17 protein-coding genes are annotated in these 21835 nt (G+C 66.1%); 8 read left to right on the top strand and 9 right to left on the bottom strand.

Annotated features, from left to right (window positions below; all coding sequences use genetic code 11):
• Positions 1–48: 48 nt before the first annotated feature.
• From ACFEMD_RS05740 to ACFEMD_RS05725, 4 genes are all read right to left on the bottom strand, one after another.
• Positions 49–1248 (bottom strand): iron-containing alcohol dehydrogenase, encoded by a 1200-nt coding sequence (locus ACFEMD_RS05740; RefSeq protein WP_394740002.1) that lies wholly within the window; start codon positions 1246–1248, stop codon positions 49–51.
• Between the two features lie 200 nt (positions 1249–1448).
• Complete coding sequence (locus ACFEMD_RS05735) at positions 1449–2249, bottom strand: IclR family transcriptional regulator (RefSeq protein WP_394740001.1); 801 nt, start codon at positions 2247–2249, stop codon at positions 1449–1451.
• A 743-nt stretch (positions 2250–2992) separates the two neighbouring features.
• Entirely contained in the window at positions 2993–4984 is a 1992-nt protein-coding gene (locus ACFEMD_RS05730) for a serine hydrolase domain-containing protein (RefSeq protein ID WP_394740000.1), read from the bottom strand.
• Between the two features lie 46 nt (positions 4985–5030).
• A complete protein-coding gene (locus ACFEMD_RS05725; RefSeq protein ID WP_394739999.1) occupies positions 5031–5441 on the bottom strand; it encodes a hypothetical protein in 411 nt (136 codons plus the stop codon).
• 3 nt (positions 5442–5444) lie between these two features.
• Between ACFEMD_RS05725 and ACFEMD_RS05720 the strand changes: the two genes are divergently transcribed.
• From ACFEMD_RS05720 to ACFEMD_RS05705, 4 genes are all read left to right on the top strand, one after another.
• Positions 5445–8414 carry a molybdopterin-dependent oxidoreductase gene (locus ACFEMD_RS05720; RefSeq protein ID WP_394739998.1) on the top strand — a complete coding sequence of 990 codons (2970 nt, stop codon included), beginning with the start codon at positions 5445–5447 and terminating at the stop codon, positions 8412–8414.
• 9 nt (positions 8415–8423) lie between these two features.
• Positions 8424–9026: a 4Fe-4S dicluster domain-containing protein gene (locus tag ACFEMD_RS05715; protein ID WP_394739997.1), complete on the top strand. Its 603-nt coding sequence runs from the start codon at positions 8424–8426 to the stop codon at positions 9024–9026.
• Positions 9027–9032: 6 nt separating this feature from the next.
• Complete coding sequence (locus ACFEMD_RS05710) at positions 9033–10169, top strand: dehydrogenase (protein WP_394739996.1); 1137 nt, start codon at positions 9033–9035, stop codon at positions 10167–10169.
• A 94-nt stretch (positions 10170–10263) separates the two neighbouring features.
• Positions 10264–11040 (top strand): class I SAM-dependent methyltransferase, encoded by a 777-nt coding sequence (locus ACFEMD_RS05705; protein WP_394739995.1) that lies wholly within the window; start codon positions 10264–10266, stop codon positions 11038–11040.
• Between the two features lie 59 nt (positions 11041–11099).
• Here ACFEMD_RS05705 and ACFEMD_RS05700 read toward each other — a convergent pair whose 3' ends face one another.
• The gene (locus ACFEMD_RS05700) at positions 11100–11285 is read right to left on the bottom strand and encodes a hypothetical protein (RefSeq protein ID WP_394739994.1); all 186 of its coding nucleotides are present in this window, start codon (positions 11283–11285) and stop codon (positions 11100–11102) included.
• Between the two features lie 576 nt (positions 11286–11861).
• Here ACFEMD_RS05700 and ACFEMD_RS05695 point away from each other — a divergent pair.
• Both ACFEMD_RS05695 and ACFEMD_RS05690 read left to right on the top strand, forming a co-directional pair.
• Entirely contained in the window at positions 11862–12515 is a 654-nt protein-coding gene (locus ACFEMD_RS05695; protein WP_394739993.1) for a bifunctional 4-hydroxy-2-oxoglutarate aldolase/2-dehydro-3-deoxy-phosphogluconate aldolase, read from the top strand.
• A gap of 367 nt (positions 12516–12882) precedes the next feature.
• On the top strand, positions 12883–14124 hold the full coding sequence (locus ACFEMD_RS05690) for an MFS transporter (RefSeq protein ID WP_394740499.1): 1242 nt from the start codon (positions 12883–12885) through the stop codon (positions 14122–14124).
• 21 nt (positions 14125–14145) lie between these two features.
• Here the strand turns inward: ACFEMD_RS05690 and ACFEMD_RS05685 are convergent, their stop codons facing one another.
• The 4 genes from ACFEMD_RS05685 to ACFEMD_RS05670 form a co-directional block, all read right to left on the bottom strand.
• On the bottom strand, positions 14146–15156 hold the full coding sequence (locus ACFEMD_RS05685; protein ID WP_394739992.1) for an aromatic ring-hydroxylating oxygenase subunit alpha: 1011 nt from the start codon (positions 15154–15156) through the stop codon (positions 14146–14148).
• A 340-nt stretch (positions 15157–15496) separates the two neighbouring features.
• Positions 15497–15874 (bottom strand): hypothetical protein, encoded by a 378-nt coding sequence (locus tag ACFEMD_RS05680; RefSeq protein WP_394739991.1) that lies wholly within the window; start codon positions 15872–15874, stop codon positions 15497–15499.
• A gap of 7 nt (positions 15875–15881) precedes the next feature.
• Positions 15882–16961, bottom strand: coding sequence for an aromatic ring-hydroxylating oxygenase subunit alpha (locus tag ACFEMD_RS05675; RefSeq protein WP_394739990.1), 1080 nt, complete (start codon positions 16959–16961; stop codon positions 15882–15884).
• Positions 16962–17174: 213 nt separating this feature from the next.
• Positions 17175–18386 (bottom strand): HAD family hydrolase, encoded by a 1212-nt coding sequence (locus ACFEMD_RS05670; RefSeq protein WP_394739989.1) that lies wholly within the window; start codon positions 18384–18386, stop codon positions 17175–17177.
• Between the two features lie 304 nt (positions 18387–18690).
• Between ACFEMD_RS05670 and ACFEMD_RS05665 the strand changes: the two genes are divergently transcribed.
• Positions 18691–21258: a GcvT family protein gene (locus ACFEMD_RS05665; RefSeq protein WP_394739988.1), complete on the top strand. Its 2568-nt coding sequence runs from the start codon at positions 18691–18693 to the stop codon at positions 21256–21258.
• 126 nt (positions 21259–21384) lie between these two features.
• Positions 21385–21804, top strand: a complete 420-nt coding sequence (locus ACFEMD_RS05660; RefSeq protein ID WP_394739986.1) for a hypothetical protein — start codon at positions 21385–21387, stop codon at positions 21802–21804.
• Positions 21805–21835: the final 31 nt, after the last annotated feature.

The raw sequence follows: 21835 nt of genomic DNA, 5'->3' as shown, positions 1-21835 counted from the left end.
CTAAAGGCGACGCTATCGGCCCGAGAACGGGGCGTCGGGCGCGACCGATCAGTAGGCGTCGGTTGCGATCTCGAGGAGATCGTCCGCGTCCGCGGGACGGGGGTTGTCGTGGATCTCGATCGTGTCGAGTGACTTCGTTGCGATCTCCGGAAGGTCCGACTCCGCCACGCCCAGTTCCCGGAGACTGGACGGCAAATCGACGCGATCGATGAGCCGTTCGACGGCATCAACCGACGCAAGCGCGGCCTCTTGCGTCGAACACTCCGTAATGTCGACGCCCATCGCCGCGGCGACCTCGGCGTACCGCTCGGGGACCGCCTCGATGTTGTACCGCATCACGTCGGGCGTGTAGGCGGCGATCGCCTCCCCGTGAGGGATCGAGGGATACATCCCGCCGGTCGTCTCGGCCAGCGAGTGGATCGCGCCGAATCCGGCGAAGTTCTCGCAAAAGCCCGCGACGTGTGAACCGAACAGCATTCGCTCGCGAGCGTCCAGAGTGCCGTCCTCGTAGGCTCGAGGGAGAGCCTCCGGCACGAGCCCGAGAACGTGTTCGGTCATCGGCTTGACGATCGGCGGACACGCCGCCGAGACGTGGTTCTCGAGAGCGTGGGAGAACGCGTCGAACCCGGTCGCCGCCGTCTGTCTCGGCGGTAGGGATTCCGTCAGGGCGGGGTCGACGACCGAGAGTTCGGCCCCGAGATAGGGACCGCCGGGGTACTGGGGCGACTGACCGAGAGCCATTTTGAACTCGCGGTCCTCGTCGGTGATGACGGCCCAGTAATCAACTTCGCTACCGGTTCCGGCAGTCGTCGGCACCGTCGCGAGCGGGAGCGGACGGTTCTCGATCGGTGCCTCACTTACGTCCGCCGCGGAGGTCACCTCGTAGTCGGCGACCGAACCGGGGTTGGTCGCCAGCAAGGAGGCACCCTTTCCCACGTCGATCGAACTGCCGCCACCGACTGCGACGACCGCGTCGCAGTCCTCGGCCTCGATCGCCGCCGTCGCCTCGTTGACCATCCCAGTGGTCGGGTTCGGTTCGACGCCGTCGTAGGTCGCGTAGTCGATTCCGGCGGCCGTCAGCGACGCCGTCACGTCCTCGAGGAGACCGGCGTCGATGATTCCCCGGTCGGTAACGATAAGCGGTTTCTCCCAGTGCTGTGAGGCGACGAGATTGCCGAGATTTTCGGTCGATCCGGTCCCGAACTCGACCCAGATCGGAAACGTGAGCGTGTACTCCTGAAGCATCATTGGACCCCTCGCCGCTTTTCGGTCGATCGGTGACTCGACGCCGGTGCTGTCGAACGATCCGCAATCGTGGCTGCCAATACCATACGGGATGTATGTATTCCGAAGGAGTACATAAAACTAGTCGAACAGGCCGTCTCGAGCCCCAAAAGCGGGAGTCAAACCGCTTTCGCTCTGCGAAAACGAACTCGGTTCGAGAGCGCCTATGCCCCGTTCGCCTCGGCCAGCTCGCGCTGGAGGTCGGCTCGCACGGTTCGTATCGTCTCGGGAATCGTCGTTCGAAGGACGTCCCCCTGAAGACGGTAGCTAGGGCCGGAGACGCTGATCGCGCCAACGACGCCGTCATCGGGACCGGTGATACTCACGCCGACGCTTCGCAGCCCGTCGGCGTACTCCTGGTCATCGATCGCGTACCCGCGCTCGGCGATTCGCTCGAGTTCGGCGAACAGCTCGGTTCGGTCGGTGATAGTTCGCTCCGTTCGTGCGGGCAAACCCCACCTATCGACGATCGCATCGACTCGCTCGCGTGGGTAGGAAGCAAGGATCGCCTTCCCGGTCGCCGTCGCGTGCATGCGGTAGTACGATCCGATCCGTGCGCGATACCGTTCGGCGCCGCCATCGTCGCCGTACTTGACCCACTTGTGGTACGACTCCAGGACCGTCATCACGCGTCCGTGATCCTCGACGGTGAAATCGACCTCCTCGTCGGTTTCGGCGGTCAGTTCCTGAACGGCGTCCTCGATAAGCTGGAGTCCGTCGATTCGACTTCGAGCGTGTTCCCCGAGGTTGAGAAACCGGAAGCCGACGTAGTACGTGTTCTCCCGCTCGTTGAGGTACCCGTTCGACTGCAGCGTGACGAGATGTTTGTACACGGTACTCGGAGCGAGCGAGCATTCGCTCGCGAGGTCGGATACCGTCGCACCTTTCAACCGTTCGATCGTCTCGAGAAGTTCGATCGAACGCTCGGTGGTTTCGAGCGCATGTTCCGGGGTATCTCGTAACATAGAATAGTAGAGAGCATCGGGCTACTTAACTATTTCACGGCTGCGAAAACTGTATCGCGTCCGTCTCGCATCCGCTTCGCCGAAACGCGCCGAAGAAAGCCCGAACGAAACCGAAACGCACTCCGATCCGACCGCTGTTTTCGATGTGCGAAGCGAAATAGGGAACGACCGGCCGGGACCGAGACGTTCGACCGTTCTATTACATACATACTATTGTAATACAGTACGCGACTAGACCGAATACGGTCCCGGTCGACGGCGCAGGGCCGACGAAACATGAACTATCAGAACACATACTTCTCGTGGAGTCGGTTTCGATAATAGCTCTAATATATTTTGCTACATTTTCAGCTTACCATATGTGAGGTTACACTTCGCTCACACCGACTAACTCCGGAACGAGGACGGTCGCTCGCGAGTAAGTTTCTCTCGTCTGAGCGGGTTGTAGAGCCGCTAAAGTCGAGTTTCTACTGATACGGTCCGCTCGAAGTAATCGATTGGGGAACCGAACGAGAGGCTCGTCTTCAGCCGGACGAATTCAGATCTCTAGCCGTCAGAAAGGCGATTATTTGCTTCCTCGAACTGACATCCACCTTGCTGCGATAGTGTGCCGCAACAGCAGAAATTTGCCATATATATCTTATAGATATGTAACTTGGTATGGTAGTCATCCGGTCATCGATCCGCCAGCAACGGATCCCGGATGACGAGCCGCACTCCACGCAGGCGTGTCGGCGAAAGTATCAAAACCAGACCGCCGTCAGCAGGTTCCAGTACCACAGCTGCCAGGCGAAGACGAGCAAGGCGACTGTCAGTGCGGTCAGGTACGCCAGACCCAGCGGCGTCGTCGAACTCGCCTCGAGATCGCGCGCCGTGGCCACCCGGAACCACTCGAGGCCGACCAACGCCAGCGCGACCAGGGCCGCGAGCGGAACCCCGAGCAAGAACGCGAGGGTGAGCCGCAGCCACGGCGTGTAGCCGTACACGAACTGATTCGGGTCGCCCACCCCGTTCGCGAGCAGGCCGACGACGAACGCGACGAGGAGCCCTGTACCGGTAAGGATCGCCAGCCGCGGGCGGGTGAGGTGAGTCCGCATCCGTCCCCACCCCCGGCTCCGATAGGCGCTGATCGGCCAGACCAGAAGCGTCGAGAGTACCGCACCGAGGGCGACGACCGCAAGGCCGAGCTGAACCGTCGCCGTTTCGTACCACGACACCTGTTCGTACGGAGCCGCGGGCGCGTCCGTGTAGAGGGCCCCGTCCTCGATGGCCAGCCTCGAGGTCAACATCGCGTCGTCCTCGTCGGGGTCGGGCGCGAAGACGCCGGGCTCGAGCTCGACCCAGCGCGTCTCGCCGCCGAGCAGAGGCGATCCCAGCTCGAGATACCCCTCGTCGGTCACGGAGACGTGGTGGGCGTCGGCGAGCCCGACGATCTTCTCGGGGGTCGTCTGAAACCCGGTGCTCCGGTACTCGCCCTCGTACGCGTCCGCGCGGTCGGCGGTGGCCGGATCGGGCTCGAGGGCCGCCTCCTCGCCGCCGAAGCGCTGCTCGATGAACCCGTCGAGGACGTCGGCCAGCGCGGCGCCGCTGCCGGCCGTATTGAAGCTCACGTAGAGCGCGACGTCGTGGTCGGGAAACAGGACGAACAGCGTGTTGAAGTACTCGGTGCCGCCGGTGTGCCAGGCGAGGGCCTCGCCGCCGCGCTCGCCGAGCATGTAGCCGTAGCCGACGCCGCCGACGTCGGGGTGGTTCGTCGCTCGCGGCTCGAGCATCGCCTCGGCCGACTCGGGCTCGAGGACGCGGTCGTCCTCGAACGCGCCGTCCTCCAGCGCCGCGATCGCGAAGTTCCCCATATCGGTCGCCGTCGCGCTCATCGACCCCGCGGGGGGAACGCCGACGACGACGGGGTCGTCCGTCTCGAACCCGTCCTCGGTCGGGGCGTGACCCTGCGAGACCGGCTCTCGGTCGTCGGGAACGGGTTGCTCGATCGTCGCGCCCTCCATCGCCAGCGGGTCGAAGATTTCGCGTTCGACGTACTCCTCGAACGGCTCGCCGACGGCCTCCTGGACGACCAGCGCCGCGAGCCCGGTGCCGTGGTTCGAGTAGGCGACCGTCTCGCCCGGCGGTCTGACCTGGGCTGGCAGCTCCCGCTCGAGTTTCGCTTCCCAGTCGGCGGCTTCGTCGTCGCTCTCGACGAACAGCCCCTGGAGGCGATCCTCGTACCCCGGCGTGTGGGTTCCGAGGTGCTCGAGTGTGACCTCGTCCTCGCCCTCGACGGAGTAGTTCTCGAGGTAGGTGCCGACGGGTTCGTCGAGCTCGAGGTCGCCGTTCTCGACGCCTTGCATCACCGCGGTCCAGACGGTCAGCTTGCCGACCGAGCCGACCATGAACGACGTCTCGTTCGGGTCGACCGGAGTTCCGGTCGCGGCGTCGGCGTCGCCGTACCCCTCGGCGTGGACGAGTTCGTCGCCCTCGACGACCGCAGCAGACGCACCCGCGACGTCGTGTTCGGCCATCACGCTCTCGATCAGTCGATCGACCTCGGTACCGACGATCTGATCGTCCGCGGCCGACCCGGCAGTGTCGTCGGCCGACGGTGAGGCGTGGGCCGCGTCGTCGAGTCCATCCGCCGCGGCGCCGCCGGAGTGAGCCATCGCCGTTCCGGCGAGCGGACCGACGAGCCCGCTTACCAGAAGTAGGCAGACGATTCCCGTCAGTGTCGCCCCTCGAGCCATGGCATACGAACGCAAGCCCGCAAGAAAACGGTACGGGTCGCTGACGCTAGATCTCGACGGCGCCGAGCCACCGATCCTCGCCGTGGACCGGGCAGAACGATTCGTGGTTCCGCCGGCAGTTCGGGTCCATACACCAGCCGCACTCGCAGACGCGCTGCAGGGACCGATCCGGGATGGGCCGTCTGCAGAGGGTACATCGTACACGCATGGTTCGAAGTATGCTATGCGATACCATATCTGTGTCCACGTTCAGCGAGCGTTTCATCTCGCCGTTCCGAAGTAGGCTCTCGACGCCGACAGCGAGGGAAAGCGTCAGCCGCGACAGCGTCCGTTCGCCGACGAGTGTGCGGTAGCGAGCGAACTGCGTTTTGCCGGTGAGTATAAACGCAGTAAAAATAACTATTAAAAGAATGTATGGGTACCGGCCATATTTATTACCGATCTCTCCGTTTGTCATCGTATGTCACGATCGACGCTCGATCTCGATCGTCGGGGGTTCCTCAAGGCCGGTGCTGCCGGGACGCTCGCGACGGCGGTCGGGGGGCGAACGCTCCTCGAGCGGGGGGAGGCACAGGACGACGACACCGTCGATCCGGACGCGGCCGACGAGCTGGTCAAGACGGTCTGTACGCACTGCTCGGTCGGCTGCGGCGTACAGATGGCCGTCGAGGACGACGCGCTCGTCGGCCAGGAGACGTGGGACGACAACCCGATCAACCAAGGCGGGCTCTGTTCGAAGGGAGCGTCGCTCTCGCAGTCGGTCAACTCCGACAAGCGGCTGAAGGAGCCGCTGAAACTCGAGGACGGCGAGTGGACCCGGATGGAGTGGGACGCGATCCTCGAGGAGATCACCGGGCGACTCGACGACATCCGCGAGGAGACCGGCCCCCACGCCACGATGTGGGTCGGCTCGGCCAAACACACGAACGAGTGTGCGTACCTGATCCGGAAGCTGGCCGCGCTCTACGGAACGAACAACATCGACCACCAGGCGCGGATCTGTCACTCGACGACGGTGACCGGAATCGCGAACACGTGGGGCGTCGGCGCGATGACCAACAACAACAACGACATGCGAAACGTCGACGTCAACCTCATCATCGGGCACAACCCGCTCGAGAGCCACCCCGTCGCCTGGCAGCACTTCCAGGAGGCTCAGCGACGGGGTGGCAGACACATCGTCGCCGAACCGCGGTACACGAAGACGGCCGCCGCCGCCGACGACTACTACCAGTTCCGCTCGGGGACCGACGTCGCGTTCATCTACGGCCTGATCTATCACATCGTCGAGAACGACCTTCACGACGAGGCGTTCATCGAGAGCCGCGTGATGGTGCCAACCTGGGAGGAGTTCCGCGACGACGTCCTTCCCGAGTACGACCTCGAGACCGTCTCGGATATTACCGGGACGTCCGAGGACGACCTCGCCGAACTCGCCGAGACCCTCGCCGACGCCGAGGTGAGCTGCGTCGAGTGGGCGATGGGCGGCACCCAGCACAACAACGCGACGGGCAACGTTCGGGCCTACGCCATGCTGAACCTGACGCTCGGCCACGCCGCCCAGTCCGGCGGCGGCACGCCCATCTATCGGGGCCACGACAACGTTCAGGGCGCGACCGACCTCGGCGTCGATTCCGGGAACACGCCGGGCTACTACGGGCTCGATCCGGACGCCTGGGAGCACTGGACGAACGTCTGGACCGAAACCGAGAGCACCTCCGGGGAGATCAGCTACGACGAGCTGGTCGATCGGTTCCACTCGACGGAGCTGATGGAAAAGAACGGCTTTACCGTGGCCCGCTGGTTCGAGGGCGTCCTCGACGACGAGTGGGAGATCTACCAGCCCGATCCGCTCCGGGCGGCGGTCTTCTGGGGACACGGCCTCGGCTCGCTCAGCGAGTACAAGCGGGTTCGGGAGGCGGTCAACGAGCTGGAGTTCATCGTCAACGTCGACGTCTACCCAAACCAGGTCGCCGAGCTCGCCGACAGCGACACCGACGTCTACATGCTGCCGGCGGCGACCAACATGGAGGAGGCCGGCAGCGCCACCAACACCGGTCGGCAGCTCCAGTGGCGAAACCAGGCGATCACCCCGCGACACAACTCCCGGACGGACTGGGAGCTGCTGTGTGACTTCGCCGACGGACTCGGCTTCGGCGAGCACTTCGACTACGACGAGCCCGAGGACATCCTCCGGGAGATCAACCTGGGCACGCGCTCGATCGGTTACGTCGGCCAGACGCCCGAACGGCTGAAGCTCCACCAGGAGCACGCCGACCTCTTCAGCGTCGAGAACCTCCGGGCCGACCTCGAGGAGGACCACGAGCTGTACGACGAACTCGACGGCGACTACTACGGCCTGCCGTGGCCGTCCTGGCACGAGGACCACCCCGGAACGCCGATCCTCTACGACGCGTCGCTCCACCCCGCGGAAGGTGGGATGGACTTCCGTGCGAACTGGTGGGACGCGGCGGTCGACGAGGACGATCCCGAGGTCGAGCCCGACGAGCAGCTCCGGGAGCCGTTCGAGCCCGACTGGTGGGACGGCGAACTCGAGGGGGTCCCGCAGTACCCGCTGTTCTCGACCGTGCTGCCCGACCCCGAGACCCCGGCCGCGGCGACGCTCCCGGTGGAGTACGCCGAGGACGAGTCCCAGTCGGTCGCCGACACCGCCGAGGCGCTGGCCGACGAGGGGTACAACGTCGACCTCGAGCGCTACGCGGCGTTCGACAACCCCCAGCCCGACGCCCCGTGGGGTCGCGGCCGAGCCCGGATGAAAGCCTGGAACCTCGAGGACCAGATTCCGGTCCACCGCGAGCCCGCGGTCACGCCGCGCGCGGATCTCGTCGAGGATTACCCGTGTAACGAGCGCGTCGAGGACCACTGGCGCGTCGAGCTCGACAACGAACGGGTCCAGCAGGACAACATCGACGCCCACGAGGAGTACGACCTGGTCCTCACGTCGGGCCGGCAGGTCGAACACCAGGGCGCCGCCGCACAGACCCGCAGCACGCTCGGCACGGCATCGCGGTCGCCGATGATGTACCTGGAGCTCCACCCCGAGGTCGGCGGCGACCTCGGCGTCGAGGACGGCGAGTGGATCGTCGTCGAGACGCCCCACGCCGAGATGGTCGTCCAGGCCAACGTCACCGAGCGCGTCGCCCCCGATCACGCGTTCGCCCCCTACCACTGGAGCGGCATCCTCGAGGGGGAGCGTATGCTGGAGAACGTCCCCGAGGGGCTGGGGCCGCTCGTGATCGGCGAGTCGATCAACGCCGGGACGGCGCCGGCCTACGACCGCGAGACCCAGATGCAGGAGACGAAGGTGACGCTGTGTCGCGTCCGGGTGGCCGACGACGGCGAGATTCCGGAGCTGTCGGATCGGCAGCTCCGGTGGCAAGAACAGCGCATGAACCGCCACAAGCGATAGGTGAAACCGATGAGCACACACCAATCAGACGGAGGAACGGCCCGGGTGATCCCGAACTGGGAGTCCTGTATCGACTGCGGCGCCTGCGAGGTCGCGTGTCAGCGAACGTGGGACCTGCCGCCCGAGAGCGACCGGATTCAGGTGGTCGCGCTCGCCCACGGGACGGACGACGAGACGAACAAGCCGATGCAGTGTTACAACTGCGCCGAAGCGCCCTGCGTCGAGGTCTGTCCGACCGACGCGCTTCGGTTTCGCGACAACGGCACCGTCCGGGTGGACGCGGGGATGTGCATCGGCTGTCACTACTGCGGCGTCGGCTGTCCGTTCGGCGCGCCCCAGTACCCCGACGCCGAGGTCCCCGAGGCCGAGGAAGCGTCGCCGCTGGGCGCCCGCGGGAACGGCCTGATGGACAAGTGCACGACCTGCGAGCCCCGCCAGGAACGGGACCTCGAGCCGGCCTGCTCCTCGGAGTGTCCGACCGACGCGTTGCTGTTCGGCACGCCCGACGAACTCTCGGAGAAGCTCGAGGAAGAGCACGTCTCGACGCCATTCAACGACGAAGCTGCACGGATCGTCTTCGGAGACGACGCGGACGAAATCATGGGGGGGTGAGACACGATGGCAACAGAAATCGCGTTCGAACTTCCGTACACGGAGTGGAACTGGCGAATCGGCGTCTACATCGCCATGATCGGGATCGCAGGCGGCGCGTACCTGACCGGCTACGTCGCGGACCTCCTCTCGGCGAGGAGCAACGCGAGCGAGCACGGCCGGATCGCCAAGTACGGCTACCTCGTCGGACTGCTCGGACTGGCGATCGGACCGCCCGTCCTGCTGTCACACCTCGCGACGCCGTTCCGGGCGATGTTGATCCCGCTGACGATGACGAACCTCGGCTCGTGGATGGCGATCGGGTCGTACATGTTGCTCGGGTTCGGTCTGGGCTCGTTCCTGATGTTCGTCTGGGTCGCGTTCGGGGCGAGCCGACCGCACTCCCCGACCGTCGCCGAGGGTAAAGAGGGAACGCTCGCGGCCGACGGCGGACGGGACGTCGCCTCCGACGGCGGAGCCGAGGACGGACCCGCCAGGGCTGCGACGGGCGGTACGACCGGCGGGATCCGGGGCGTCCTCAACCGTATCGGGCTCCTGGACCGACTCGACGCGCTCGCCGACTACACTCGCCCCTCGGAGCCGATCCGCCTCGTGTTCGGGGGCGTCTTCGCGATCTTCGCCGCCGGCGTCCTCGTCTACTCGGCGATGGCGTACGGCTCCGGGGCGACCGAGCGGGTCGCGCTGTGGGACAAAACGTTCCTGGTTCCGGTGCAAATCCTCGGCGGGCTCGGCGCGGGGCTGGCCGTCTCCGTCGGGCTGACGGCGGTCGCCGACCGGTCCGTCGGCAGGACGATCCAGAACTACGCGCTCGGCGCCGCCGGACTGCTGGCGGCGACGCTGGTGGCGGTGCTCGCGACCGTTTTCCTGCTACCGGAGCAGGCTCCCGCAGCCGAGCCGGCGGTACAGAACCTGCTGACCACTCACGCGACGCTGTTCGTCGGCGTCGCCGTGATCGCCGGGCTGGTCGTGCCGATCCTGCTGTCGGTCGGAACGGTCGTCGGCCAGCGCCGCGACGCGATCTCGAGAACCGCTGCGACGGCGTCCTACGCCCTCGTCGGGCTGCTGGTGGTCGCCGGCAAGGTCGCCCTCGCGCTGGCGTACCTGCTCGCAGCCGAGTTCACGCCGATTCCGCTCCCGATCTGACCTCCATCCGCTACCTCGGCTGTGGGTGCGAGCGTGGACGGAGTTCCGGCCGTAACCCGAACGGATAGGCAACCCGACACCGTAGCCCCCGATGATGACGTCTCCTCGAGACGACTGGGACGCGACCGCCTACGACGACGACCACTCGTTCGTCTACGAGTACGGCAGGGACCTGCTCGAGCTCCTCGAGCCGGCCGCGGGCGAGCGCGTGCTCGACCTCGGCTGCGGGACGGGGGAGCTGACGGCGGCGGTCAGCGACGCGGGCGCGGCCGCCGTCGGGCTCGACAGCTCCGCCGAGATGATCGCGACCGCCCGCGAGGCCCACCCGGACTGTTCGTTTATCCGGGCCGACGCGACGACGTTCGCTGCCGACGAGCCGTTCGACGCCGTGCTCTCGAACGCGGCCTTACACTGGATCGACGACCAGGACGCCGTCCTCGAGACCGTTCGAGACGCGCTTCGGCCGGGCGGTCGCTTCGTCGCGGAGCTGGGCGGAACGGGCAACGTCCGAGCGATCGTCGACGCGCTCGAGGCCGAACTCGCCGACCGGGGGTACGACGGCGGCCACCCCTGGTACTTCCCGTCGATCGGCGAGTACGCGCCGCGCCTCGAGGCCCACGGGTTCGAGGTACGCTCGGCGGAACTGTTCGACCGACCGACGGAGCTCGAGAACGGCGCGGACGGTCTCGCGAACTGGATCGAGATGTTCGGCGACGAGTTCTTCGAGGGGGTTCCCGACGCCGAGCGTGACGCGATCGTCGGGGAGGTCGAAAACCGACTCCGCCCGACGCTGTTCCGCGAGGGGTCGTGGGTTGCCGACTACCGGCGACTTCGCCTCGTCGCGGTTGCGGACGCTCTCTCGGGAAAGTAGTTGCAGCGTTCAAAAGAGGTTGCTTTTGCTAAATAGTCACCTATTGAAGCTGTCCGACATTAGGTAGCTACCGAAGAGACGAGCAGGTACCCGACGTAGACGAGGAGCGCGAGCACCGCCAGCGAGACGATCGTGCTCACGATCCACGTCACGAGCCCGAACACGAGCGCGATAAGCTCGAGCACGAGCCAGAGGACGACGATGCCGGCAACGGCGAGGCCGACGATCCGCAGTGGACGTGTCATACCCGAAAATACCGCGCGATCCGATATGAGTGTTTTCGCCGATCGACGAACCACGCGGGCCAGACCCATCGGCTCGCGCGACCGACGAAAGCGAACTTGGCCCGGTCCCGAGACGAGTCGACGGCTCGTTCCAATCGTGCTGTACGTTTCTAGTACATTCTTGAAAATAGGTAGAACTGCTCGTGCTGATCTCAGGGTAACGCTACCGATGAGTTCAATAGTTACCTATTACACCTCTTCTTCGGAGCGGATTCTCGAGGACAGGCGGTGTGCGACAGGGAGCGGTTTTGACGAGGTCCGCTCCGGATCGGAGCGGACAAGAGAGAAACCGAACGCATACCCTTCTATTCCGAGCAGCAGTCTATACCTTTTCTAATAGCTCGGTGGAAGTGACTGGTTGCAGACAGCTTTCGAATCGATCGGTGAGCCCGAAACATCAGTTCCTCGATCACTCCCCCAAGCGGACGGAACGTGCCGATTGCACACGGCGGCCGTCCCGGTCGTGTAGAACGCAGTCGAGCCCTCGTCCGAGTGACGAACCGCTACGTTCAAGCCCGCGATCGAGAAAGCGTCCGTATGTCCGAACCGAACGCCGTCGAACGACGAATCGGCGACAGCGGCGTCGTCGCGGTGCTCCGCGGGATCGACGAGGATCGGATCGCCCCCGTCGCTCGAGCGATCCACGACGCCGGGGTCGGCGCGATCGAAGTGACCGCGGACGGAACTCGCGTCCGCGAGAAGGTCGCGGCCGTCGACCGCGAACTGCGCGATACCGACGCCGTCGTCGGTGCGGGGACCGTCCGCGACGCCGCGACGGCGGCGTCGGTCGTCGACGCGGGGGCGACGTTCGTCCTTGCGCCCGACTGCAACCCCGATGTGATTCGGACGTGCAACCGTCACGGCGTCGTCTCGATCCCCGGCGTCACGACGCCGACGGAAGCCGTGACGGCGATCGAGGCCGGCGCCGACATTTTGAAACTGTTCCCGGCGGCGACCGTCGGTCCCGACCACGTCGGCGCGCTGCAGGGTCCGCTTGGAGACGTTCGCGTCGTGCCGACCGGCGGCGTCTCCGTCGACAACGTCGCGTCGTTTTTCGACGCGGGAGCGTTCGCCGTCGGCGTCGGCAGCGCGATCGTCGACGACGACGCGATCGCGGACGGCGACATGGATCGGGTCCGGGAGACCGCCGCCGAGTTCGTCGCCGCGGTCGAGTCGGCTCGGTCGGGGTAGGGCCGCACCTGCTCGAGCGCCCTCGCTGTTCCCTCGAGCGACCCCACTCGAGCGAGCCGTCGAGCGATTCTCGGACCGCCGGACGACAACCCGGCCGCCCGCCGAGGAGTAGATATATACACCCATATGACTGTAAACATCCGGCTGAGCGGTACTCCGGGAAACACGACCTGTCCGACTGCCCACATATGGTGGGACGATGACGGTGGCGGCAGGAACGACGACTCGAGTCGTCGCTCGCCGACCGGTTCCCGACGGATCCCCCGTTCGCGTTCGTAATATCAAACGCTTTGACGACGCACTCGAGACCTCCCGTATGGACTACTGGTCGTCGCCGAGAAATCGTCGCTGGCTGCTGTGAGGGGTTCTGGCCGTCTCCTTCCTGCTGGTCAACGTCTACCGGCTCTCGACGGCCGTACTCGCCGACGACCTGATGGCGGCGTTTCGGACGACCGGCGGGCAGCTCGGCACGCTCCACGCCGTCTTCTTCCTCGTCTACGCCCTGATGCAGCTGCCGACGGGCGTCCTCGTCGATCGGATCGGCATCCGACGGACGGCGGCGATCGGTGCGGTGACCATGAACGCCGGCGCGCTCTGGTTCGCGCTCGCGGAGGGGTACCCGTCTGCGCTGGGCGGTCGGCTGGTGATCGGACTCGGCGGCAGCGTGATCTTCGTCTGCATGCTGCGGTTCTGTGCCAGCTGGTACCGCGTCGACGAGTTCGGCACGATGAACGGGTTGAGCTTCGCCGTCGGCGGCGTCGGCGGCGTGCTCGCGACGACGCCGCTGGCCGTGCTGGTGGACGCGACCGGCTGGCGAACCTCGCTGTCGACGCTCGCGGCCGTCGGACTGGTCGCCGCCGCCGTGACGGCGCTCGTCGTCCGAGACTCGCCGGAGCGCGCAGGGTTCGAACCGATCGAGGGAGTTCCCGAGCAGTCCCGGCTCACGCTGGGAGAGATCCGGACCCACGGCGCCACCGTCCTCCGCGATCGGTGGACGTGGGTCGTCAGCGTCCTCCTGTTCTGTACGGGCGGGGTGAACCTCACGCTGTTCGGCCTCTGGGGGATCCCCTACGTCGTCCAGGTGTACGACACCTCGGTGACCGTGGCGTCGCTGTGTACGCTGCTCGGCGGCGTCGGGAGCGCCGTCGGCCCGCCCGCGTTCGGCTGGCTCTCCGACCGCCTCGAGCGCCGAACCGAGTTCATCGTCGGCGGCGGGCTCGTCTACACCGGCGCGCTCGCGCTGCTCGCGATCGTCGGCGACCCGCCGATCGCGGTCGTCGGAGCCGTCTTCTTCGTGGCCGGCGCGCTGCTGGGGACGTTCGTCCTCACCTACCCCCTGATCAAGGAGCGTCACTCGAGCCGGGCGAGCGGGATCTCGCTGGGCGCGATCAACGGGGCCTCGTTCTTCGGCGCCGCCGTCTTCCCGACGGCGATGGGGTGGGTGCTCGACGCCTACTGGACCGGCGAGTTCGTCGGCGGCGTCCGCGTCTACACGGTGACGGGGTACCGCGTCGCGTTCGGGATCGCCGCCGTCGCCGGACTCGTGACGATCGCCTGTGCGGTCTGGCTCCACCGTCGAGCCGACGCCGTCGACGCCGTCGAGGCGTGAGTGGGGTCGTCCGCTCGAGAATCAGGCGTCGTACGCTTCCTGGGCCAGGCGGTGAAGCTTGTGGACGGTGTGTTCGTTCGGTCCGAGCTGGGCCTGCGCGAGCGCGCCGGTCTTCAGCCCCGCCCACTGGCGTTCGACGAGCTCGAAGTCCTCCTCCTGGAGCTGGCGGCTCGTGCGGACGAACTCGCGTTCCTCCTCCGAGATGTCGCCGTCACGGAAGTAGTAGTCCGCGATCAGCCGGAAGCGGCCGGTGTCGATCGGGTCGATGATGTAGGTGCCGTAGCCGTCGGCGGTGCCGTACATGTTGACCGTGAAGTTGGGCCAGAAGTAGTGGAACTGGGCCTCGCGCTCGTCGTGGATGCGGAGCTCGTCCTCGACGTCCTCGTCATGGGTGTAGTGGAGCACCCAGTGGTAGTCGTTGACCTCGAGCTCGGAGTCGGTGAGCTCGATCCCCTTGATCCAGTCCTGGTGGTTGGCCTGGCAGTGGTCGCACTCGGAGTAGTTACCCGCGAACACCTTCCAGTTGCACTCGACCTCCGAGACGACCCGACAGCCGTGCTCGTACTCCTCGAGGGGCAGCGACTCGAGTCGCTCCTTCAGCACGCCGGCCTGCTCGGACAGCGACAGCGGCTCGTCGCTCAGGTTGACGAAGTAAAGCGGTCCGATGCTGTCGACGCGGACCGACTCGGCGTGTTCGAAGTCGGCGAGGTCGACGCGGCCGGGATCGGTCATCGACGTCTCGTCGACCACCGGCGAGCCGGTTCGCGCCGAGAAGTTCTCGAAGACCTCGACGTCGCCGTCCGTTCCGCGGACGACGACGAGGTCGCGACCGCCGACGTTCCGGGTGAAGAACTGTCCCGGCTCGGCGATGCAGCTGGCGTGGCCGGCGTACACCCAGTACCGCCCGAAGACCTTGTCCTTCTCCATCTCGAAGGTCTCGGGCTCGGTGAAGTACTTCGCCGGCAGCGCGTTCGACTTCTCCGTGATATCCGGGCTGACTGGCTTCGTCCGAGCGTGCTCCCACTGTGTCATATACTCACTATGATGATCGAGTTCATGAAAGAAGTTAACTAGGTATATAGCGCCCATTTATATGACGGGTGGTTCTCGAGGCGCCGGTGGTAGGGCCCTGCCGGCCTCGAGTCGTTTCGACGTCGCCTTCGTTCGTCGGGCCCGTATCGTCGGCGGCGTCGCGACTCGAGTTCTGGATCCCACCGGTCGAACGACCGCCGTTCTCGGCGGTACTGGGTACGATCGTAGTCGGAGCCAAGAAGAGGTCTTCGGACGGTCGTCTTCGCAGTATAGGACGGGCGTTCGTCGACAGCAGGACGATCCGGAAGCCGACATGCCGCCGACCGCGGGGGTTCCCCGATCAGAACGCACGGAGGTGGTCGTCTTGCGGTTCGTACAGTCCGCCACCCATTCGGATCTCGTGGATCTTCTCGAGCGTCTCGCCGATCGACAGTCCCTGCTCGCTCATCGCCGCTGCGACGGCGCCGATCGGAACCCCGTTCTCGTACTCCGCCTCGAGCTGGGTCACGACGTCTTTGAGCGTGTAGACCTCCTTGAGGTCGTCCTCGGTCACCGCGTCCGCGAGGTCGGGTCCGATTCGGGTAAACTCCACGTCGTGGCCCGTAACACTCGAGTGGCGGCGGTAGAACTCGACGATCTCGTTCGGGTCCTCGCTGTGCAGATCGACGTCGCAGTCGGGACAGCTCGCGGCGTACGTTGAGTGTTGCTGTGTGCTCATGGATCGATCACGAGTTGGACTCCTGTGCGAGCCCGTGGAGGTCGTCGACGGTGTGTTCGTTCGGTCCGAGCGTCCGCTCGAGGGTGCCGGCTCCGTCCGCGTCGCGGCGGCGTTCGGCCAGTTCGATCGCTTCGGCCCGGCGCTCGCGGCTCGTGCGGACGAACTCCCGTTCCGCTTCGGTGCCGTCGCCGTCCCGGACGTAGTAGTCCACGATCAGCTGACACCGGCCGGCGTCGACCGGGTCGATGATACACGTCGCGTACCCGCCGTCGCCGTCCACCTCGATCGTGACGTTCGGCCAGCAGTAGTGAACCTGCGCTCTCTCATCGTCGTCGGTCGAACTGAGCGACCAGCAGTGGTCGTCGGTCTCGAGGTCGGTCTCCGCGGACTCGACGCCCGGAAGCCGATCCCGGCGGCCAACCGCGTCCAGGAGGCTGCCGGCGACCGTCTTCCAGTTGCACTCGACCTCCTCGACGACTCGACGCTCGTGGTCGGCCGCCTCGAGGGACAGCGACTCGAGCCGATCCGCCATCGGACCGACCTGCTCGGACAGCGCCGGCGGCTCGTCGCGCAGGTTCACGAACAGCAGCGGGCCGACGCCGTCGACGTGGACGTCGTTCAGGCCGTTGGTCTCGCAGTCGAACTTCTGGACGTCCTCGTTCTCGAGGTCGGGGTTCAGGCTCGCGTCCTCGAAACTTTTGGGCGTACTGCGGAGGTCGCCGTCGAGATCGTACGTCCAGAGGTGGTAGGGACACTGGATCCGGTTGCCGCTGCCGGGGTCGATCATCGGCGTGTCCTCGACCATCTTGGAGCCGCGGTGGGCACAAACGTTGTCGAACGCCTGGATCTCGCCGTCGTGGCCGCGGACGACGATCAGCTGTCGGTCGCCGACGGTTCGGGTGAAGAACTGCCCCGGCTCGGCGATGCTGTTCGCGTGGCCGGCGTACACCCAGTACTCGCCGAAAATCGTCGTCTTCTCCGCCTCGAATGCATCGGGGCCGGCGAGCTGATTCGCCGACGGCGCGCTCGACTCGTCCGTAACGTTCTCACTCACCGCGGCGGCTCGTGAGTCGTCCCACTGTGTCATATGGCACCACCAACACAGGATATACTGAAAGTCGTTCACCCGTGCTATTGAACACCAATATATACCCCCGTGGGGGTGACGCCTCGAACCGACCCGGTTCTCGGGGGAGTCGAAACCGGCTCGTAGCGCACGAGCCGGGAGAGAACGGAGTACGTGAGAACGAGAGAGGAACTCGGTCGACGGTCGCGGATCGCTGTCGATCGGCGAGCGACGCTACGGGACGGCCGACTGGCGATCGCCGGAGCGGGTGTCCCCGGCGCGCCGCTCGGATCGGTGCTGGTCGCTGCCGCGGATCCGCTCGGCGATCTCCTCCCGCGACGGTCCCTCCTCCGGCGTTCTCGAGGCGTAGACGCGTCTAACCACGAGATCGATCAGGTCGAGTCCCTCGAGCAGCTCCCGGGTCCGATCGCGCTCGAGGCCGAGCGCTCGAGAGACGTCGTACAGCGTCATCGACGACTCGACCGCGTCGATCAGCCCCTCGACTTCGACGTCGTCGGGGAGCCCGATTCCGTCCGCAACGAGGGGCCGCTCCGGAACCTCGTCGACCGGATCCGCGGTCCCGTCGGGACGAGCGGGGGCCGGCTCCGCGTCGCTCGCGGTAGCGTCCGATCCCTCCGCAACGGACTGCTCGTCCGGCTCGTCGACCGGTTCCGTTCGCTCCCCGGTCTCCTCGGCGTCGGCCACGTCGTAGGAGACGGGGTCGTGGACGCTGGCGTCGATCATGTACCGACGAACGGTCTCGGCGGCGACGTCCATCTCGAGGACGTCGGCCATCGCCGCGAACGTCTCGAACGACTCGTACAGACACTGCAGGTACTCGGCGTCGTCGTACGGCGGTAGCTCCTCGTTGCGCGCGTCCTCGAGAGCCCGCGAGAGTTCGGGATCGATCGCGGGCTCCGCTTCGGATTCACCCCCGAGTCGAGCGTCCGTCGATACCGGGTCGACTCCCTCCTCGTCGAGGGTGTCGCCCGTCTCGAGCGAGCCGTCGGTTTCGGTCGGTACCGTCCCGGCGTCCGATTCGGCCGCCGAACCCGCTGGCGGCTCGGCTGAAGCCGACTCCGCCTCATCCTCGAAGCCGATCGCGAACGTCACGACGACGTCGCCGTCGGCGGTCACGCGGGCGTCGTCCCTCGTCACGACGACGCCGTCGGGCGCGTACTCCGCTATCGCGGGCAGCGCCGAGCGGGAGAACTCGAGGGAGAGCCCCCCGTCGTCGTCCAGGCGTGCCGTTTCGGGAGTCGTGTCGGAGTTCGATTCGGCCGCCGTCCCGTTACACAGCGGAGCGACGACGTCGACCGAGACGCTCGGCCCGGTCGCGTCCGCCCGTCCGGAGATCGTCGCGTCGACCTGCCGGATCACGCCGCCGTCCGCCTCGTACCGGTCTACTATTTGCGAGAGAGTGTCAACCGAGTCCCCGATTCTCATGATTTGTCTACGATTGGACTCGGGTCGGGGTAATACTGAGTGGGGAATACTCCGTCCCTTCATATAGCTCGAGGCTGAGTCCCGGGAAGCGGACGTGAGAGTCGAGAATCCGCGAGCGAGCGAATCGGATCCGACGGGCCGGTCGGTCGGGCCCTCGGTCGTCTTTGACGGAACGACGGCATCGCGCGGTCGTCGGGACTGCCCGGTCGGCCGAAACACTATCTCTCAGTTTTCGTATCGTTCGTTGGACGATCCGGGACGGCGACAGCTATATTTGACCCCCACCAGCATATCGAGGTGAGTAATGAATACACACGACAGTCTGCCGGCCGAGGCCGACACCGTCGTCGTCGGGGCCGGAATCGTCGGCTGCAGCACGGCCTACCACCTGACCGAGTTCGGGCGCGAGGACGTCGTCGTCGTCGACCAGGGCCCGCTCCCGACCACGGGCGGCTCCTCGAGCCACGCGCCGGGGATCATGTTCCAGACCGCCGAGGACAAGGTGTTGACCAAGTTCGCGAACTACAGCCGCAAGCTGTACTCTCAGCTCGAGGACGAGGACGGGAACCAGCTCTACAGCGAGACGGGTGGGATCGAAGTCGCCCGGAGCGACGAGCGGATGGACTTCCTTCAGCGCCGGGTCGAGTACGGGACGGCCTGGGGGGTCCCCGATCCGCAGCTGCTCTCTCCGGAGGAGGTCGAGGAGAAGCTGCCGCTGGTCGACAGCGACGTCATCCAGGGCGGCTACTACTCGCCGACCGACGGCCAGGTGTCGGGCGTCAAGGCCTGCGCCGCGCTGGCGCGGGCGTCGATGGATCGGGGCGCGAAGTTCGTCCCTCACACGCGGACCGAGGACGTCGCGGTCGAGGACGGCGAGGTACAGGCCGTCGTCACCGAACACGGCGAGATCGAGTGCAACGAGGTCGTGATCGCGACGAACATCTGGGCGCGCCAGCTGGGCGAGCAGCTCGGCGTCCACCTGCCCGTGACGCCGGTCGAACACCAGTACACGATCACCGAGTCCCTCGAGGAGCTCTCGGGTGACCAGGACGTTACCCAGGACCCGGTCTACGAGAACTACCGCGAGGTCTCCGGCGAGAAGGCCGACCGCCTGCTCGCGAACCCCGATCGGCCGATCCTCCGGGACCAGGACAACGCCCTGTACTTCCGGACCCACGGCGACGCCTACGGGATCGGCTCGTACAACCACGAACCCCTGGTCCCCGACCCCCAGGAGCTGGGCGGCAACGAGGAGGGCGGCGAGCAGGGCTCGATCCACGAGTTCTCCGACTACCACCTGAACAACGCGACCCACCCCGATCGCCCGGACAAGGCGCCCCGCCAGGCCAGCGACGAGCTGTTGCCCGCGACCGCGGGGAAGGAACTCGAGCACAAGTACAACGGAATGTTCGCGGAGTCGCCCAACGGCCTCCCCGTGATGGGGCCCGTCCAGAAGTACGACGGGCTCTGGACGGCGGCGGCCATCTGGGTCACCCACGCCGGCGGCGCGGGGCGTGCGCTGGCCGAGTGGATGGAAACCGGCGCGCCCAAACTCTCCGACGGCCGGATCGACCTCTCGCACTGCAACGTCAACCGGTTCCAGCCCCACGAGGGCAGCTGGGACTTCGCCCGCGACATCGGCGGCGAGGAGTACCGGATCGTCTACAACATCGTCCACCCCAAGTGGACCTGGACGGACTACCAGCGCGACATCCGCCGCAGCTCGGTCTACCACAAACTGCAGGAGCTCGACGCCGAGCTGTGGGCCGAGGCCGGCTGGGAGGAGGCCCAGTGGTTCGATTCGAACGCCGACCTGCTCGCGCGCTACGGCGAGGACGTCCCCGAGCGGGACGGCTGGGAGGCGAAGTACTGGTCGCCGATCGAGGGCGCCGAGTCCCGACACGTCCGCAACGAGGTCGGCATCCACGATATGACCTCGTTCAACAAGATGGAGGTCAGCGGCCAGGGTGCCGACGAGTTCGTCCAGTACCTCTGTACCAACGATATGGACATCGACGTCGGACAGGTGCGCTACACCCTCATGTGCAACGAGGAGGGCGGCGTCCGCGCCGACATCACCGTCACCCGGACCGACGAGGACCGTTACCTCGTACTCACCACGGGCCGGGAGGTCGGGCAGAACCACGTCGCCTGGGTCAAGAAACACGCTCCCGAGGGCGTCACGGTCCGGGAGGTCACCTCCGAACTCACCTCGTTCGTCCTCACGGGGCCGAACGCCCGCGACGTGCTGAGCGAGGTAACCCGAGCCGATCTCTCGGACGACGCCTTCCCGTACTTCACCTCCCAGGAACTGTTCGTCAAGAACGTCCCGGTGAGGGCGCTTCGAGTCTCCTACGCCGGGGAACTCGGCTGGGAGCTGTACACGCCAAGCGAGTACGGCGGACGGCTCTGGGAACACCTCTGGGAGGCCGGCCAGGACCACGACCTCCGGCCGTACGGCAACGGCGCGCTCGACTCCCTGCGCATCGAGAAGGGGTTCCGGCTGTGGGGGGAGGACCTCCACACCGAGCACAACCCCTACGAGGCCGGACTGAGTTTCGCCGTCGACCTCGAGACGGACTTCATCGGGAAGGAGGCCGTCGTCGAGGCCGCCGAGGGCGAACGGATCGATCACAAGGTGGCCTGCCTGACCCTCGAAGACGAGGACGCGGTCGTCTTCAAGAATCGGCCCGTCCTCGACGGCGACGAATCGTTAGGGTACGTTCACAGCGCCGAGTACGGCTACACCGTCGGCGCCTGCGTCGCCTACGCCTACCTCCCGCCGGAGTACGCCGAGCCCGGGACCGAGGTCGAGATTCTCCACGAGGGCGAGCGCTACGCGGCGACGGTTCAGGACGGACCGCTGCTGTAGTTCGGCCTCGAGCGGTTTTTCGACTCGCTATCGACGCGTAGTGACGTCTCCCGGCTCTCGAGCGGACCGTTCGATACGGTACGAGGTCCGAAACGGCCCGGAACCGCACTCGTTCGGACCGATGCTATGGGAGTGGAGGCGTGGAAGAACGACACGCCTCCCTTCGTATGGCAGCGACACCCCTCAACAGGTGTCACCTCGACGGTGACCTCCGATCTCAAAGTAGGTGCAGGTGGAATACTGGTGGTGTTTATACCGCGAGCGAAAGTTCGGGAATTGCGGTCCAGAACCCGTCTCGACCATGAAACCTCGAACATCGCCCTCGGGATCGTGATCGCAGCCGCCGGCTACTCCAAGCTGATCGACGGCTCGACAATTGGCGACGGCACGGTCGTGATCGAGGTCGGCGTCAACCGCGTCGATGCAGATACGAAGAAGGGTACGAACTCGTCGGGACGTCGAGTTCGAGCGCGAAGGCGAGAGCAGACGCCATACCCCCGTTCTCGACGGCGTCGGCCCAGTGACGATCGCACTGTTGCCCTATAACCCAGTGAAGGCCGCGAGTATCCAGACGGAC

The sequence above is a fragment of the Natronococcus roseus genome, from assembly GCF_043677095.1.
Classification (GTDB): Archaea; Halobacteriota; Halobacteria; order Halobacteriales; family Natrialbaceae; genus Natronococcus; species Natronococcus roseus.
The sequence above is the reverse complement of the archived record's forward strand: the minus strand, read 5'-3'. Positions and strand labels throughout refer to the sequence as shown.

Coding starts and splice junctions, on each gene's coding strand:
- ACFEMD_RS05675 (WP_394739990.1), bottom strand. CDS start 16,961: ATGACACAGTGGGACGACTCACGAGCCGCCGCGGTGAGTGAGAACGTT.
- ACFEMD_RS05700 (WP_394739994.1), bottom strand. CDS start 11,285: ATGACACGTCCACTGCGGATCGTCGGCCTCGCCGTTGCCGGCATCGTC.
- ACFEMD_RS05670 (WP_394739989.1), bottom strand. CDS start 18,386: ATGAGAATCGGGGACTCGGTTGACACTCTCTCGCAAATAGTAGACCGG.
- ACFEMD_RS05685 (WP_394739992.1), bottom strand. CDS start 15,156: ATGACACAGTGGGAGCACGCTCGGACGAAGCCAGTCAGCCCGGATATC.
- ACFEMD_RS05705 (WP_394739995.1), top strand. CDS start 10,264: ATGACGTCTCCTCGAGACGACTGGGACGCGACCGCCTACGACGACGAC.
- ACFEMD_RS05730 (WP_394740000.1), bottom strand. CDS start 4,984: ATGGCTCGAGGGGCGACACTGACGGGAATCGTCTGCCTACTTCTGGTA.
- ACFEMD_RS05720 (WP_394739998.1), top strand. CDS start 5,445: ATGTCACGATCGACGCTCGATCTCGATCGTCGGGGGTTCCTCAAGGCC.
- ACFEMD_RS05665 (WP_394739988.1), top strand. CDS start 18,691: ATGAATACACACGACAGTCTGCCGGCCGAGGCCGACACCGTCGTCGTC.
- ACFEMD_RS05740 (WP_394740002.1), bottom strand. CDS start 1,248: ATGATGCTTCAGGAGTACACGCTCACGTTTCCGATCTGGGTCGAGTTC.
- ACFEMD_RS05660 (WP_394739986.1), top strand. CDS start 21,385: ATGGGAGTGGAGGCGTGGAAGAACGACACGCCTCCCTTCGTATGGCAG.
- ACFEMD_RS05695 (WP_394739993.1), top strand. CDS start 11,862: ATGTCCGAACCGAACGCCGTCGAACGACGAATCGGCGACAGCGGCGTC.
- ACFEMD_RS05680 (WP_394739991.1), bottom strand. CDS start 15,874: ATGAGCACACAGCAACACTCAACGTACGCCGCGAGCTGTCCCGACTGC.
- ACFEMD_RS05710 (WP_394739996.1), top strand. CDS start 9,033: ATGGCAACAGAAATCGCGTTCGAACTTCCGTACACGGAGTGGAACTGG.
- ACFEMD_RS05735 (WP_394740001.1), bottom strand. CDS start 2,249: ATGTTACGAGATACCCCGGAACATGCGCTCGAAACCACCGAGCGTTCG.
- ACFEMD_RS05715 (WP_394739997.1), top strand. CDS start 8,424: ATGAGCACACACCAATCAGACGGAGGAACGGCCCGGGTGATCCCGAAC.
- ACFEMD_RS05725 (WP_394739999.1), bottom strand. CDS start 5,441: ATGACAAACGGAGAGATCGGTAATAAATATGGCCGGTACCCATACATT.